This window comes from Guopingia tenuis (assembly GCF_014384805.1).
GTDB lineage: Bacteria > Bacillota > Clostridia > Christensenellales > Christensenellaceae > Guopingia > Guopingia tenuis.
The window spans coordinates 241,979-256,987 of sequence record NZ_JACRSS010000002.1 but is presented as its reverse complement, the minus strand read 5'-3'; the positions used below and the strand labels follow the sequence as shown (position 1 = coordinate 256,987).

The following is a 15,009-nucleotide window of genomic DNA, read 5'->3' as shown; positions in this document are numbered from 1 at the left end:
CCCCGCATACTTAAAAAACGAAACCAAAACCCCGCAGGGAAATTTCTGTCAGTGCACAGATCCAGGGCAGAGAAAAATTCCATCCTATCATTCGTCCTGCTCTCTTTTTAAAGAAAGTAGGGGGTATTTGCGGCAGGCGGCGCTTTTCTATCCTTCCGGCTGCACACCATATATAAGCCGATCCCTAAAAAGAGGACGCTGCACGCCATTCCCAGCAGCGCGCTGCTGCTGGAGGCTTCCGGAGATCCTTTCATCGCCAAAAGAGCGCACTGCACCATCATAATGGAAACACAGGCGTCGATAAAGCTGATAATCTTCAGAGTCGAAAGAACTGGATTGTGCATTTTCCGGGTGACGATCATGCCGCGGATTGCCATGCCGATCTTATAGAAGGCAACAGCCGCTACTCCATAGATGAGATACGGCGGGTAGGTGACGACCTCGCCCCAAAAATACATGCAAAGGCACACCCCCAGATAGGACAGGCCAATCATGCAGATAAAAAAGCCGCTGTGCCGGAACAGGGCGGTTTGCCGGGCTTCTCTGTCTGCTTCCTCATTCATGCGGCGAATCCCGCTGTATATTTTCAGAATCCGTCCGCGGGCGGCGCAAAGCACAAGATAGTATATTCCCGTCACAATCAGCCACGGCGAAAAAAATACAATTCCCAAAACCAGTTTCGCCGCCCCGATGAGCGCATTAAGGATGGACGATCCCGCCGAAACCAGCAAGGTCCGGCTGCCATAGTCCCCCAGAAATATTCCAATGCTCCGCCGTAAAAAATCCTTCAACTATTTTTCCTTTTCTTTTGTATTGCCCCAGGCCTAAAAATACTTTCGGAATCCCTTCTCCTCCTGGAATCCCAGGGCACGGTAAAACGCATGCCCTGTCCGGCGTTTCCGGCCGGAAACCAGAATGGCATAGTAGGCTCCGCCCGCCTTGCCCCAGGCCTCCAGCGTTTCCATCAGCGCCCGTCCCGCGCCCTTTCCCCGGCTGCGCTCGTCTACCACGACATTTTCAATCACCAGAAACTTCCGTGCGCCCGCGCAGACATCCTGGCAGAGAACACCCATGGCCGTTCCCAGTACCTTTCCATCTTCTTTGGCGGCCAAAAGGGCATATTCCTCCCGGATCGAGAGCTTTTCGATCAGGTCTTTTACAGTTTCCTCTGGCGTTTCCTCCTCCAAAAGCAGCGAGAGCAACCGGGAGAGCTCCGCGGCATCCTGGGGCTGTGCTTTTTCCACCTTCATCTGAATCCCTTTTCTCCTTTCGCGGACGGCGCCGCGTTTTTTCCATATCTATTCCAAAGGGCCGCATTCTATGCCCGCCGGAAAGGGGCGCGGCGCTCCATTTCTCTAATCCAGAAACAGCTTGGTGGAAAGATAGCGGTCCCCGCCGTCCGTCAGGAAAACAACGATGAGCTTCCCCCGATTTTCCGGGCGCACAGCCACCTGGGCCGCCGCCCAAACCGCCGCACCGCCGGAAATGCCGATGAGCACGCCTTCGCTTCTCGATACCTCCCGGCCGGCCGCCAGAGCGTCCTCATCCTTCACCTGAAGGATTTCATCCACAAACTCGCCATGGTAGGTCTTTGGGATAAATCCCGCGCCGATGCCCTGAATACCATGGGGCCCCGGCTCTCCTCCCGAAAGAACCGGCGAACTTTCCGGCTCCACCGCTACAATCCGGACATCCGGGTTCCGACTCTTCAGATATTCTCCCACGCCGCTGACCGTGCCGCCGGTTCCAACCCCAGCCACAAAGATATCAATTTTTCCTTCCGTATCCTCCCAGATTTCCGGCCCCGTCGCCGCCTTGTGGGCCGCTGGATTTGCCGGATTTTCAAACTGCCCCGGAATGAAGGCATGGGGAATCTCTTTTGCCAGCTCCTCCGCCCGGGCAATCGCTCCGCTCATCCCCTTGGCGCCTTCGGTGAGAACAATTTCCGCTCCATAGGCTTTGAGCATCGTGCGCCGCTCCGCGCTCATGGTTTCCGGCATGGTCAGAATCAGCCGGTATCCCCGCGCCGCCGCCACGCTGGCCAGCCCAATGCCCGTGTTGCCGCTGGTGGGCTCAATAATGACGCTGTCCTTGCGCAGCAGGCCGCGGGCCTCGGCATCCTCGATCATGGCCTTGGCGATGCGGTCCTTGGCGCTTCCCGCCGGGTTGAAGCCCTCCAGCTTGGCCACGATCCTGGCCGGCAGGTGATGGGCCTTCTCGTAATTCGAGAGTTCCAAAAGAGGGGTTCTCCCAATGAGCTGCGTAACATCCTTGTATATTTTCATCGGCTTTTTCCTTTCTCCTGTTTTTTTCCTTATGCCGTGCAGGTGGCCCCGGCTGCCTTTTTTGTATAGTATAGTATACTATGAGAGAATTACATTTTAAAACAGATTTTCCCTTCTTTGGGAAAATAGAAGGGGGCTTTCTCCGGAGCTGCCCTTTCTTGCGGCTTTTGCAAGATCAGCGTCAATAACGCCGGGCAAAACGCACAATCTCTTCATGCACTACCCGGGGGCCGCGGTTCAGCCGCCCTAACTGCACCTCCGCCAGCTTTTCCCCGGTATCCATGGCAAACAGCGCCACTTTTTTGCGCTCCCCTTCCTGATAGAGATAGGAAAACCGGACCGTGCGGTCCAGGAACAGCAAAAGCTGCCCATAAAGGGCATGGGCCAGCTTCTCCGGCCTTTTATATGCCCGATAGGGAAAAGGCCGGCAGATACCATGGCAAAACACCAGGGCCTCTGTTTGCGCAAACAAGCACCCCAGCCGCTCCCGGCCATCCAGCAGGATCTCCCATCCCCTCTTCTTTTTTTCCAGCGCCGCCCGCTGCTCCAAAAGATTCAGCAGGCAGGCCATCGCTTCATGCACCACAGGCCTTTCCTCCGTCCGGTTTCCCCCGTATAAAAAAGCCCGCCGACGGCGGGCATTCCTTTTATCAGATCAGCCCCCCAGATATGCCTCCTGCACCTTGGGGTCCTTGGCCAGCTCCCCGGCATCGCCGGACATGGCAATTTTTCCCGTCTCCAAAACATAGGCCCGGCTGGCGATCTTTAGGGCCATTTTGGCATTCTGCTCCACCAGCAGAACCGTCATCCCCGTCTTGTTGACGTTTTCGATGATATGGAAAATTTCCTGCACCAAAATCGGGGACAGCCCCATGGAGGGTTCGTCCAGCAGGAGCATTTTGGGCTTGGACATGAGCGCCCGGCCGATGGCCAGCATCTGCTGCTCGCCGCCGGAGAGCGTTCCCGCCATCTGCTTGCGCCGCTCCTTGAGCCGGGGCAGGTGTTCAAAGATCATCTCATAGTCCTTGGAGAAGTTCCGGGTATCCTTGCGGGAAAACGCGCCCATCTCCAGATTTTCCTGCACGGTGAGCTGGGAGAAGATCCGCCGTCCCTCGGGAACCTGGGCCACCCCGCGCCGCACGATCGTATGGGCGGGAAGGGCCAGCAGATTTTCCCCGAGAAAATCAATCTCGCCCTCTTTGGGCTTCAAAAGCCCGGAAATCGCCTGCAAAATCGTGGTCTTACCGGCGCCGTTGGCGCCGATGAGCGTCACGATCTCGCCCTCCTGCACATCAAAGCTCACGCCCTTGATGGCATGGATCGCATCATAATATACATGCAGGTCCTTGACCCGCAGCATCTCACTCATCTTCGTTACCTCCCAGATAGGCCGCGATTACCTTTGGGTCTTTGCGGACGTCCTCCGGCTTGCCCTGCGCAATCACCATTCCGTAGTCCAGCACATAGAGCTTTTCGCAGATCTCCATGACAAAGCTCATGTCGTGTTCAATGAGCAAAATGGCAACGTCAAACTTTTTGCGGATCTTTTCGATCATTTCCGCCAGCTCCTGGGTCTCCGTCGGATTCATGCCCGCGGCCGGCTCATCCAGCAACAGAACCTTGGGCTGCGTTGCCAGCGCCCGGGCGATCTCCAGCTTGCGCTGCTGGCCATAGGGCAGATTTTTGGCCTTGGCGTCCGCAAAATCCTCCAGATCCACCACCCGCAGAAGCTCCCGCGCCCGCAGGTCTGCCGCCTTTTCCTCCCGCCAATAGGAGGGCAGCCGCAAAATCCCGGCCAGAGCGGAATAGTGCATATCCCCCTCCATGGCGATTTTCACGTTATCGATCACCGAAATATCCTTGAACAGCCGGATATTTTGGAAGGTCCGGGCGATGCCCGCGCGGGTGATCTGATATGTCTTTTTCCCGACGATGCTCTTGCCCTCCAGGGTAATGGTTCCCTCGGTGGGCATATATACATCCGTCAGCAGGTTGAATACCGTCGTCTTTCCGGCGCCATTCGGCCCGATCAGGCCGACGATCTCTCCCCTGCCGATCTCCAGCGTCACATCCGAAAGGGCGCGCAGCCCGCCGAATGCAATTCCCAGGTTTTCTGTTTCCAACAATTTGGCCATGGTTTACGCTCCTTCCTTTCCCTTTTTCCGTTTAGCAAACCAGCGTTTGCCCCGCTTTGCCAGCCCGGCCAGGGAAAATTCCTGCTGCCCCAGAAGCCCCGTGGGCTTAAAGAGCATGATGGCGATGAGGATGGCCGAATAGATCAGCATGCGGTAATCCGAGAAGCCCCGCAGCAGCTCAGGCAGGAAGGTCAGAACCACCGCCGCCACGATGGAGCCGGTAATCGATCCCATGCCGCCCATAACCACCATGAGGAGGATCTCCACGGAATAGTTGAAATCAAACTTTGCCGGCGCCAGCACGCCGATATAGTTGGCATAAAGCGCGCCCGCCACTCCCGCAAAAAAGGCGGAGAGGATGAACGCGAGCATTTTATAGTAGGTCGTGTGAATGCCGGCGGATTCCGCCGCAATCTCATCCTCCCGGATGGCGATAACTGCCCGCCCGTGCCGGGAATTGATGAAGGCATAGATTATATAGACCGTAAGCGCCGCCACGATGAACACCGAGGGGAAGGTCGTATAGGCCGGAATGCCGTTCAGTCCCTTGGCCCCGCCGGTAAACTCCAGGGAGTTCAAAAGCACGCGGATAATCTCTCCAAAGCCCAGAGTCAGAATGGCGATATAGTCGCCCCGCAGCCGCAGGGCCGGAATGCCGATAACCGCGCTGAACACTGCCGCCACCAGGCCCCCCAGCACCATGCCGACGACCAGGGCCAAACCTTCGGGCAGGCTGGAATTGAGGGTAAACAGCGCCGCAGTATAGGCGCCCACAGCCATAAAGCCTGCATGGCCCAGAACCAGCTGGCCGAGAAACCCCGTCGCCAGATTCAGGCTCACCGCAAGGATCACATTGATGCCCACCAGCATCAGAATACCGTTATAATACCGGTTGATGACCCCCGAAGAGATCAGCACCTGCAGCACCACAAACAGGACGGCCACCAACGCAAAATTGATAAGATAGGATTTTCCTTTTTTCTTCATCATGCCATTCCCCTCCTATACCTTCTCTTTTACGTTCCGGCCCAGAAGACCCGCCGGGCGGATCAGCAGCACCAGAATCAGAATGCCGAATACGATGGCATCCGCCACCACCGAGGATATATATCCCTTGGCCAGCGTCTCCGCAATGCCCAAAAGGAAGCCGCCCAGCATGGCGCCGGGAACGCTGCCGATGCCGCCCAGGACTGCGGCGATGAAAGCCTTGAGGCCCAGAGTAGAACCCATATACGGGGTCACCAGGGGATAGGCGCTGGAATAGAGCAGCGCGGCGATGGAGGCCAGAGCCGAGCCGATGGCAAAAGTCCACGTTATGGTGACGTTGGTGTTGATGCCCATGAGCTTTGCCGCGCCGGCGTCTTCAGAAACCGCGCGCATGGCTTTGCCCATTTTTGTTTTGCTGACCAGAAGCTGCAGGCCGATCATCAAAACCGCCGCTGTCGCCAGTGTGATAAGGGTGAGGGCGCTGATCTCGGCATCCCCCAGCCGGATGCTCCCCTGGGGCATAACGTTGGGGAAGGATTTCCCCGAGGAGGAGAAAATCGTCTGGGCCAGGTTCTGCAAAAAGATACTGACGCCGATGGCCGTAATCAAAAGAGAAATGCGAGGGGCATTTTTATTGCGCAGCCGGCGGTATGCCACCCGCTCGATGAGCATGCCCATGCAGGCGCAGAACAGGAGCGACACCAGAACTGCAATCCACAGCGGCGTCCCCACCAGCACCAGCATGACATAGACGGCATAGGCGCCCACCATAATGATCTCGCCATGGGCGAAGTTGATCAGCTTGATAATTCCATATACCATGCTGTATCCGAGCGCCACCAGCGCATAGATACTGCCGATATGCAGGCCGTTTATGATTTGGGATAAAACATTCATCTTCGTACCATCCGATCTACATAGATTCGTGAGTTTTTTTCATCTTTTTATAACCCGGGCACCTGCCTGGCCCTCCCGGGCCTGCTCCGGTTAAAAAAAGATGGCTTTTTTCCTGTTTTCCCACACCATTGGTGCAGAAACGGACTTGCTTTGCGGCTTCCGCCCCGCTTCAAAAAGTTTCCCGGGAGCGTTCCGCCATATATTTTGAACCGGGGGAGAATTCTCCCCCGGCCAATATTGCTGTTTCGTATGACAACGTTTTTTTACTTTGCGTCATAGGTGCCCGCAAATTTATATTCGCCGCCCTCAATCGAAATCATGAATACGGTCTTTGTGGGGTTGCGGTTTTCATCAAAGGTGATGCTGCCCGTAACGCCCTGGTATTGGATATTGGTCATGGCGTCAACAATCTCGGCAGAATCCGTGGTTCCCGCTTCGCCGATGGCCTGGGCCATCATGCCCATGGCGTCATATCCCAGCGCCGCGAACATCGTGGGTTCTTCGCCGTATTTTTCCGTATAGTTCTTATAGAAGTTCTGCATAGCCTCATCCGTGGATTCCTTGGTGAACTGGCTGGAATAATAGCATCCCTCCAGCGCATCCACGTTGCTGGCATCCAGCTTTCCAAGAACGCCTTCCCAGCCGTCTGCGCCAATCTTGGGGCAGGTAAGGCCAACGTCTTTTGCCTGCACGGCGATCAGGGCCACGGTTTCATAGTAATCCGGGATGAATACGATATCCGGGTTCGCCGCCTTGATGTTGGTCAGCTGCGCTTTGAAATCCTTGTCGCCCGTGTTATAAGCCTCTTTGGCGACGATTTCCAGGCCCAGCTCTTTGGCCTTGCTCTCGAAGGTTTCCATCAGGCCGACGGAATAGTCGCTGCCGTTGTCATAGATCACCGCGGCGGTCTTTGCGCCCATTTCTTCATATGCATAAGAAGCGAGAATCTCGCCCTGGGCCGGGTCTGTGAAGCAGGCGCGGAAAATGTTCTTTCCAGGCGTCGTGACCGCCAGGGCCGAAGCCGACGCTGTGATCATCGGGATGCCGTCCTTTGCGGCCTGCTGGGCAACCGCCTGGGTGGGCTGTGTGGTAACGTCTCCCACCAAAGCTACGATTTTATCGTCCTGAAGGAGCCGGTTATAGGCGTTTACTGCCTCGGTGGCATCGCCTTTTTCATCGTATACGACATAATCGATCTGCTTGCCGTTGATGCCGCCCGCCGCATTCAGCTCTTCTACCTTCATTTTTGCGCCATTGTTGACGGCAACGCCATATTGGGAAACTTCGCCGGTCAGAGGGGCCAGCCCGCCGATTTTAATGGTGTCTGCATCCCCCGTACTTCCGCCCTGCCCGCCGCAGGCAGCCAGCATCGGAAGCAGCATCATGCACGCCAATGCAATTGCCAAAACACGTTTTTTCATTTTCCGTCCTCCTGATTAAAATTTTATACAATCGCTTTTCCCGCCCGCGCCGGTTTTTCCCCATGCAGCGGCCTTTGGGAAAGGCGTTGCTCACTTTTTTCTTAGTATATACCACTTCCCCCGCAAGGCGCAACAATTTTTGCAAAAAAAACTTGCATATTTTTTTACAGTTCCTTTACAATTTTCCAATTCCTTTTGCTTTTTGGCGCAAATAAAATTGCATGTTCCCAAAAATATTCCTTCATTTTCGGGAGTTTTTTGCCGTCTATCTCTTTCTTTTTAGGAGGCATTGCGGTATACTTGCACTAACCTGGCATGCAAAGGAGGCCCTGCCTATGATTCCCCTGACCCACGCCGAGCGCAGACAGCTCGAGCCTCTGTTTCTCCCCACGGAGAACACCATGATTCTCTCCTATCTGGAGGGGCATATGGGCCGGGGCTATTTGGCTGGGCCGGAATCGGCCTGCGGCTGTATCGCTATTGGGGATTTCCGCTTTTTTGCCGGAGATCCGGAGGCTCCCGGTGCAGAGGAGCTGCTGGACGCCGCCCCCTCCCGCCGCACCGTATTCCCTGTCCCGCCGGAAGAGGGCTGGCGGCGGCGCATGCAGCTTCATTATGGGAAACGGGCGCAGCCCGTCACCCGTTATGCCTTTCATAAGGATTCCGGCGGGTTTCGCCCGGAGCTTCTCTCCCTTTGGGCCCGGGCACTGCCGCCGGGCGGGGAGCTGGTTCCCCTGTCCGCCTGCTATGCAGAGGCGCGGAGCGAAGATTGGTCCACGGATCTCGTCTCCCAATTCGGGAGCGCAGAGGAATACGCCCGGCGGGGGCTGGGCTTTGGCCTGCGGCTGGACGGCATTCTTGTATCCGGCGCCTCCTCCTATACCATCTATACCCAGGGCATCGAGATCGAGATTGACACCAGGCCTGGCTTCTGGCGCCGGGGCTATGCCGTCGTCTGTGCCTCCCGGCTGATTCTCGAATGCCTTTCCCGGGGCCTGTATCCCAGCTGGGATGCGGCAAATCCGGCCTCCAAGGCCCTGGCGGAAAAGCTGGGGTACCGTTTTTCCCATGCGTATCCCGCGTTCCGGCTATATCCTTTGGGGGAATAAATAGGATACATCCGCGGCTGCCGCAGCGGCCGTTATATTATTGCCGTTATATTATTAAGGAAGGAAGCTGATGACATGAAAACCAACTGCACCCGCGCCCAGGCTTGGGCGCTTCTCCGGGAATATAACGAGGACGCCTTTCATTTAAAGCATGCGCTCACAGTGGAAGGCGTCATGCGCGTCTTTGCCCGGGAGCTGGGCTATGGAGATGAGGAGGAGTTCTGGGGGATTGTTGGCCTGCTCCACGATCTGGATTTTGAGCGTTTCCCGGAGGAACACTGCAAAAAATCCCAGGAGATCATGGCGCAGCGCGGCCTTTCCCCCGAGCTGATCCACGCCACAGCCAGCCATGGCTATGGCATCACCGTGGACATTCGCCCGGAACACGAAATGGAAAAAGTGCTGTATGCCACCGACGAGCTCACCGGCCTCACCCAGGCGGCGGCTCTGATGCGCCCTTCCCGGAGCGTTATGGATATGGAGCTGAAGTCCCTGAAAAAGAAATATAAGAGCCCCTCCTTTGCCGCCGGCTGCTCCCGGGAGGTCATTGCCCGGGGCGCGGAGATGCTGGGATGGAACCTAGACGACCTTTTGCAGAAAACCCTGCTGGCCATGCGGGTAGACGAGGCCCGCATTGCCGCCCTGGAGGCGGAAGGATTCCCCGAGGAGGCATAGGCCTGTTCCTCGCAGGGTGCATCTTCCCTTCGTTGAAATTACGCGCGTTTCTCCTGTTTATAAATCTATTACACCGCAGACGCGGAAAAATTTTCCGCAAAAAAGCCCATAAACCCATTGACAAGATGGGTTTATAGACATATGACATTCCCATAAGGTTAAAAGACTGGAATGTGAGGAGGCGAAGAAAATGACCGCGAGAAACATTGCCCTTTGGAATCCTATGATGCGTTGCTGCCGAATGTGTTTCTCCCGGGCATATTCCATGGCCAGGCGCCTTTGCCTGTTTTCGGCCGCGCCTGCAATATGCGCCTGAACAATGCGCATGCGCCGTCTGCCCGGGAGCTTTGGAGAAGCCCCGGTTTTTTTATTGGAAAATCTGCGCGAAACAGTATATTTATATAATAGAAGGTTTTATCCGAGCTGCTCTGCGGCCCATGCGCACGGCTCCCGGAACCGCCCTCTTTCAAAAAAACCGGCTGTTTTTCGAAAAAACCCCGGTTTTCCGGCGGTTTCCGGCGATTTTCCTTTGACATGCGTTCTCCGGGCCGATATAATTGATATAATTGAAAGGGAATTCTCCCCGGAGATACAGGAGGCAATATGAGCGAACCAAACGCCATCATCCGGATTGAAAATCTGGAAAAGAGCTTTATCACAAAGAAAAATACCGTCACAGCCCTCCGGGATATCAACCTCACCATCCGGGAGGGAGAGATTTTCGGCATCATCGGCATGAGCGGCGCCGGGAAGTCCACGCTGGTGCGCTGCATCAACTATCTCGAGCGGCCCACCAAGGGCAAAGTGTTCTTTAACGGGCTGGATATGTCCAAGCTCAGCCGCAGGGAACTGGAGAAAACCCGACAGTCCATCGGCATGATCTTTCAGCAGTTCAACCTGCTCATGCAGCGCACCACCATTGGGAACATCTGCTTCCCGCTGGAGATCGCTGGGGTTCCCAAGGAGGAGGCTCGCAAGCGGGCCTATGAGCTTTTGGAGCTGGTGGGCTTAAAGGAAAAGGACAAGGCCTATCCCTCGGAGCTTTCCGGCGGGCAGAAGCAGCGCGTCGCCATCGCCCGGGCCCTGGCCAACAATCCCAAGGTGCTTCTCTGCGACGAGGCCACCAGCGCCCTGGATCCCAAAACTACCCGCTCGATTCTGGCGCTTTTGAAGGATATCAACGCGCGCATGGGCATTACCATCGTGGTTATCACCCATGAAATGCGGGTCATTGAGGAGATCTGCACCAGCGTCGCCATTATCGACGACAGCCGCATCGCGGAAACCGGCCGCGTGGATTCCATCTTCACCCGGCCCCAGACGGCTGCGGCACGCAAGCTGGTGTTCCCGGACGGGGAAAACCAAGCCAAATATATCGGCAGCCGCTGCTGTCGCATCGTGTTTGAGGGAAATTCCTCCTTTGAGCCGGTGGTCGCCAACATGATCCTGGCCTGCCATGCGCCTGTCAACATCATGTTTGCCGACACCAAGGATATTGACGGCAAGGCCTTCGGCCAGATCGTCGTGCAGCTGCCGGAGGATACCCTCACGGCCAATAAAATGATCGCGTATCTTCAGGAACAGGGTCTCACGGCAGAGGAGGTGCAGCTATAATGGATCCGGCAACCATTCAGATGCTTTTGCAGGGCATCGTCGACACACTTTATATGACCGCAGTGGCCACGCTTCTGGCCTATATCATCGGCCTGCCTCTGGGCGTGATCCAGGTGGTCACAGCCAAGGACGGCATCAAGCCCAACCGCTTTGTCTATACGGTTTTAAACGTCATCATCAATATCGCCCGTTCCATCCCGTTTCTGATCTTTCTGGTGGCGATTCTGCCCTTTACCCGTGCCATTGTCGGAACCAGCATCGGTGCCACGGCGACCATCGTTCCCCTGGTGGTGGCGGCCGCTCCCTTCATTGCCCGCCTGGTGGAATCCTCCATCAAGGAGATCGACCCCGGCGTCATTGAGGCGGCCCAGTCCATGGGAGCTTCTCCCATGCGGATCATCACCCATGTCATGCTGCCCGAGGCCCGTCCCTCGATTTTAGTGGGCAGCGCCATCGCCATCACCACCATTCTGGGATATTCCTCCATGGCGGGCTTTGTGGGCGGCGGCGGATTGGGGGATATCGCCATCCGCTTTGGCTACTACCGCTATGACAACACCATCATGCTCATCACCGTGGCCATTCTGGTCATCATCGTCCAGATTTTCCAGGAAGTCGGCATGTGGATTGCAACCAAAAGCGACCGGCGGAAATGATTGTCCCGCTGGAAATATAATTTTTTAATCATGAGGAGGACATTTCAATGAAAAAGACAATAGCCCTGGTGCTGGCGCTGCTTTTGGCCGTCGGCCTGTTTGCCGGCTGCGGCGCGCCCCAGAACACGGAAACATCTGCCCCGGCAGAAAACGGCGCTTCGGGAGATACAAAAGTCATCAAGGTTGGCGCTTCGCCGACGCCCCACGCGGAAATTTTGGCGGTTGCCAAAGAAATTCTCGCAAAAGAGGGATATGACCTTCAGATCCAGGAATTCCCGGATTATGTGATTCCCAACACTGCCGTGGAGGACGGCGACCTGGACGCCAACTATTTCCAGCACAAACAATATCTCGAGAACTTCAATGCTGAGCGCGGCACACACCTCGCCATTGCGGCAGAGGTTCACTATGAACCTTTTGGCCTCTATCCCGGAAAGACGGCTTCCATTGCAGAGCTGAAAGACGGCGCTAAAATCGCGGTTCCCAACGACACCACCAACGAGGCCCGGGCGCTCATGCTTCTGGAAGCGCAGGGACTGATTAAATTAAAAGACGGCGCGGGCATCAACGCCACCAAGCTGGATATTGTGGAGAATCCTAAAAATCTCGATATCGTGGAGCTGGAAGCTGCCCAGCTGCCCCGCTCTCTCCAGGATGTGGACATGGCGGTCATCAACGGCAACTATTCCCTCCAGGCTGGCCTGAGCATTGCTGAGGATTCCATCGCCCATGAGGAGGACGATTCCGCCGCCAGAGAGACATATGTCAACGTGCTCTGCGTCAAGGAAGGGCACGAAAACGACGAGGCCATCCAGGCGCTCGCCAAAGCCCTCAAAAGCGACGAAGTCAAAAAGTTCATGGAAGAAAAATATGCGGGCGGCGTTGTTCCGCTGTTCTAAGCAAAAATATCCCGATACAAAAAGACGGCATTTCTGCCGTCTTTTTTAGTATTCCTGTGCTGCGGCTCGAAGAATTGCGATAAGCTCTCATCCAGCAGAATGTACTAAAAGGCTCTCTTGTGTAAAGAAATCTGCGAAGCGCGGATTTCAATCCGTTCCGGCAGACACACCGCCGTTGTCCACTCGTTACCACTACCTGCGGCGGACTTAGGGAAGCCTGCCTTACGGATGGTGACGGTAGTTCCGACAGCGAGCAATAAGCGATCCAAAAAAATGGTTGGCCTTCTCCGCCGGCCATTATACGCCGGCGGTATTATTTTGCCTATTTACATTGCTTTTCTCTGGGTTATTCTTGAAAAACCGCCAATCGCACAAAAGCACCGGCTTGCACCGTCAAAATCCTCGCCGTCTTTTTGTTTCTTCTGCCAAAAGTTCCAAAATGCTAAAAGTTTTTGTACACGCGGCAGATTCGTTGTGCTATATTATAGGAAAGATGAAAGGAGTGCTGCAAAGCATGACAAAACAGGAACTGAAAAAACGGATCGATATTGCCGCCGGACGCATCCCCGCCGATGTTGTGATTAAGAACTGCCGCGTTGTGGATGTCTATTCCGGCACGATTCGGCAGGGCGATATTGCCCTTTGCGATGAAAAAATTGCCGGTGTCGGCACCTATGATGGCATAGAGGTCATAGATGCGGAGGGCCGCTATGCCGCGCCGGGCTTTATCGACAGCCATATTCACATTGAATCTTCTTATGTGACGCCGGAGGAGATCAGCCGTCTGCTGATCCCGCATGGAGCGGCGACAATCATTGCCGACCCGCATGAAATCGTCAATGTCTGCGGCATCTGCGGACTGGACTACATGATGGAAGCGGCACAGGACGCAGCGCTGGACATCAAGTTCATGCTTCCCTCCTGTGTTCCTGCTACTCCGTTTGAAAACGCGGGCGCAGTAATCGACGCGGAGCAGATGCGCGAGCCCATCACGCGCGAGAACATTCTCGGCCTCGGCGAATTTATGAACTACGCCGGCGTGATCGACGCAGACGACGCAGTGCTTGACAAACTGCTCGTCGCGATCAATCACGGCAAGCTCATCGACGGCCACGCGCCCACGGTCATGGGCAACGACCTGAACGCCTACAGCGCTCCCGGCATCCGCGGCGACCACGAGTGCGCTACGGTCGAGGAAATGCAGGCGCGGATTTCCTGCGGTATGTACGTCCTGCTGCGGCAGGGCTCTGCCTGCCATAATTTGCGCTCGCTGCTGAAGGGCGTCACGCCGGAAAACAGCCGCCGCTGCCTTCTTTGTTCAGACGATCGGCAGCCGAAAACCATTTTCAAGGAGGGCCACATTGACAATCATCTGCGCATCTGCGTCGAAGAAGGACTTGACCCGATCAGCGCCATCCGCATGGCGACGCTCAACGCCGCCGAATGCTGGCATCTCAGCGACCGCGGCGCGATCGCTCCGGGTCTTCGGGCGGATATCGTGCTGCTCGATGACCTGAAGGACTTCCGCGTGCGCAAGGTCTGGCTGGCCGGAAAGCTCTGCGCCGTTGACGGCGATTACCTCCCGGAGGTCCATCGCCATGACATTTCCGCCGTCAAGGGCAGCCTCCACTTGAAGGATTTCTCCGTAGAACGCCTGCGTCTGCCGCTTAAGAGTGACTATGCCCATGTGATTCAAATCATTCCCGGCGGCGTAGTATCCAAAAACCGCATTGCCCGCGTCAGCCGCGACGAAAACGGCAACTTCCGCCGCGACCCATCGGTCGATATTGTGAAGGTAGCAATCGTGGAGCGGCACAAATACACCGGTAATGTCGCCGTGGCGCTGCTGGGCGGCTATGGAATTCGGCGCGGCGCCGTGGCCCTCTCCGTGGCGCACGACTCACATAACATCATTGTCGTCGGCGTCAGCGACGAGGAGATGGCCTGCGCCGTCGAAGCCCTCGTCGAACAAGAGGGCGGCATCGTCCTAGTGCGCGACGGCAGGGTGATTGAGAGGATGCCGATGCCGGTGGCGGGGCTGATGAGCGATCAGAGCGGCCAGTGGGTTGATGAGCGCCTGACGGCAATTCACAAGGCGGCGTTCCAGGAACTGGGTATTGCGGGCGAGGTTGAGCCGATCATGACGCTGTGTTTCATGTCGCTGCCGGTCATTCCGGAGCTGAAGCTTACGGACATGGGCCTATTCGACGTGATGAACTTCAGCTTCACTCCGGTTGAGGCTGAAAGGCCCGAAGAAAAGTGAAAACCAAGGGTTCGCGTTCTGCCGTTTTTTTGTTTTCCCCATGGGCATGAAAGTTCATTCCCTTCCTC

15 protein-coding genes are annotated in these 15,009 nt (G+C 56.1%); 6 read left to right on the top strand and 9 right to left on the bottom strand.

Annotated elements, in window-relative coordinates:
* Positions 1 to 107: 107 nt before the first annotated feature.
* The 9 genes from H8693_RS06320 to H8693_RS06280 form a co-directional block, all read right to left on the bottom strand.
* Positions 108 to 791 (bottom strand): hypothetical protein, encoded by a 684-nt coding sequence (locus H8693_RS06320; RefSeq protein WP_249280288.1) that lies wholly within the window; start codon positions 789 to 791, stop codon positions 108 to 110.
* Positions 792 to 824: 33 nt separating this feature from the next.
* A complete protein-coding gene (locus H8693_RS06315) occupies positions 825 to 1,250 on the bottom strand; it encodes a GNAT family N-acetyltransferase (RefSeq protein WP_249280287.1) in 426 nt (141 codons plus the stop codon).
* A 105-nt stretch (positions 1,251 to 1,355) separates the two neighbouring features.
* Complete coding sequence (gene cysK, locus H8693_RS06310) at positions 1,356 to 2,285, bottom strand: cysteine synthase A (RefSeq protein ID WP_249280286.1); 930 nt, start codon at positions 2,283 to 2,285, stop codon at positions 1,356 to 1,358.
* A 181-nt stretch (positions 2,286 to 2,466) separates the two neighbouring features.
* Positions 2,467 to 2,871, bottom strand: coding sequence for a hypothetical protein (locus H8693_RS06305; RefSeq protein WP_249280285.1), 405 nt, complete (start codon positions 2,869 to 2,871; stop codon positions 2,467 to 2,469).
* A 69-nt stretch (positions 2,872 to 2,940) separates the two neighbouring features.
* Positions 2,941 to 3,645 (bottom strand): ABC transporter ATP-binding protein, encoded by a 705-nt coding sequence (locus H8693_RS06300; RefSeq protein WP_330605721.1) that lies wholly within the window; start codon positions 3,643 to 3,645, stop codon positions 2,941 to 2,943.
* Position 3,646: 1 nt separating this feature from the next.
* On the bottom strand, positions 3,647 to 4,420 hold the full coding sequence (locus H8693_RS06295; RefSeq protein ID WP_249280283.1) for an ABC transporter ATP-binding protein: 774 nt from the start codon (positions 4,418 to 4,420) through the stop codon (positions 3,647 to 3,649).
* 3 nt (positions 4,421 to 4,423) lie between these two features.
* Positions 4,424 to 5,410, bottom strand: a complete 987-nt coding sequence (locus H8693_RS06290) for a branched-chain amino acid ABC transporter permease (protein ID WP_178619620.1) — start codon at positions 5,408 to 5,410, stop codon at positions 4,424 to 4,426.
* Between the two features lie 12 nt (positions 5,411 to 5,422).
* On the bottom strand, positions 5,423 to 6,304 hold the full coding sequence (locus tag H8693_RS06285; protein ID WP_178619617.1) for a branched-chain amino acid ABC transporter permease: 882 nt from the start codon (positions 6,302 to 6,304) through the stop codon (positions 5,423 to 5,425).
* Between the two features lie 263 nt (positions 6,305 to 6,567).
* Positions 6,568 to 7,725 (bottom strand): ABC transporter substrate-binding protein, encoded by a 1,158-nt coding sequence (locus H8693_RS06280; protein ID WP_249280282.1) that lies wholly within the window; start codon positions 7,723 to 7,725, stop codon positions 6,568 to 6,570.
* Positions 7,726 to 8,060: 335 nt separating this feature from the next.
* Here H8693_RS06280 and H8693_RS06275 point away from each other — a divergent pair, with 335 nt between their 5' ends.
* The 6 genes from H8693_RS06275 (at position 8,061) to ade (ending at position 14,941) form a co-directional block, all read left to right on the top strand.
* On the top strand, positions 8,061 to 8,834 hold the full coding sequence (locus H8693_RS06275) for a GNAT family N-acetyltransferase (RefSeq protein WP_249280281.1): 774 nt from the start codon (positions 8,061 to 8,063) through the stop codon (positions 8,832 to 8,834).
* Positions 8,835 to 8,909: 75 nt separating this feature from the next.
* The gene (locus H8693_RS06270; RefSeq protein ID WP_249280280.1) at positions 8,910 to 9,509 is read left to right on the top strand and encodes a hydrolase; all 600 of its coding nucleotides are present in this window, start codon (positions 8,910 to 8,912) and stop codon (positions 9,507 to 9,509) included.
* Positions 9,510 to 10,112: 603 nt separating this feature from the next.
* Positions 10,113 to 11,123, top strand: a complete 1,011-nt coding sequence (locus tag H8693_RS06265; protein ID WP_249280279.1) for a methionine ABC transporter ATP-binding protein — start codon at positions 10,113 to 10,115, stop codon at positions 11,121 to 11,123.
* Positions 11,120 to 11,779 carry a methionine ABC transporter permease gene (locus H8693_RS06260; protein WP_249280330.1) on the top strand — a complete coding sequence of 220 codons (660 nt, stop codon included), beginning with the start codon at positions 11,120 to 11,122 and terminating at the stop codon, positions 11,777 to 11,779. The genes H8693_RS06265 and H8693_RS06260 overlap by 4 nt, the downstream gene beginning before the upstream one ends.
* A gap of 47 nt (positions 11,780 to 11,826) precedes the next feature.
* Positions 11,827 to 12,678 (top strand): MetQ/NlpA family ABC transporter substrate-binding protein, encoded by an 852-nt coding sequence (locus H8693_RS06255; RefSeq protein WP_249280278.1) that lies wholly within the window; start codon positions 11,827 to 11,829, stop codon positions 12,676 to 12,678.
* Positions 12,679 to 13,192: 514 nt separating this feature from the next.
* Positions 13,193 to 14,941 (top strand): adenine deaminase, encoded by a 1,749-nt coding sequence (gene ade, locus H8693_RS06250; RefSeq protein ID WP_249280277.1) that lies wholly within the window; start codon positions 13,193 to 13,195, stop codon positions 14,939 to 14,941.
* Positions 14,942 to 15,009 lie beyond the last annotated feature (68 nt).

Coding starts and splice junctions, on each gene's coding strand:
- H8693_RS06315 (WP_249280287.1), bottom strand. CDS start 1,250: ATGAAGGTGGAAAAAGCACAGCCCCAGGATGCCGCGGAGCTCTCCCGG.
- cysK (WP_249280286.1), bottom strand. CDS start 2,285: ATGAAAATATACAAGGATGTTACGCAGCTCATTGGGAGAACCCCTCTT.
- H8693_RS06300 (WP_330605721.1), bottom strand. CDS start 3,645: ATGCTGCGGGTCAAGGACCTGCATGTATATTATGATGCGATCCATGCC.
- H8693_RS06295 (WP_249280283.1), bottom strand. CDS start 4,420: ATGGCCAAATTGTTGGAAACAGAAAACCTGGGAATTGCATTCGGCGGG.
- H8693_RS06290 (WP_178619620.1), bottom strand. CDS start 5,410: ATGATGAAGAAAAAAGGAAAATCCTATCTTATCAATTTTGCGTTGGTG.
- H8693_RS06285 (WP_178619617.1), bottom strand. CDS start 6,304: ATGAATGTTTTATCCCAAATCATAAACGGCCTGCATATCGGCAGTATC.
- H8693_RS06280 (WP_249280282.1), bottom strand. CDS start 7,725: ATGAAAAAACGTGTTTTGGCAATTGCATTGGCGTGCATGATGCTGCTT.
- H8693_RS06275 (WP_249280281.1), top strand. CDS start 8,061: ATGATTCCCCTGACCCACGCCGAGCGCAGACAGCTCGAGCCTCTGTTT.
- H8693_RS06270 (WP_249280280.1), top strand. CDS start 8,910: ATGAAAACCAACTGCACCCGCGCCCAGGCTTGGGCGCTTCTCCGGGAA.
- H8693_RS06265 (WP_249280279.1), top strand. CDS start 10,113: ATGAGCGAACCAAACGCCATCATCCGGATTGAAAATCTGGAAAAGAGC.
- H8693_RS06255 (WP_249280278.1), top strand. CDS start 11,827: ATGAAAAAGACAATAGCCCTGGTGCTGGCGCTGCTTTTGGCCGTCGGC.
- ade (WP_249280277.1), top strand. CDS start 13,193: ATGACAAAACAGGAACTGAAAAAACGGATCGATATTGCCGCCGGACGC.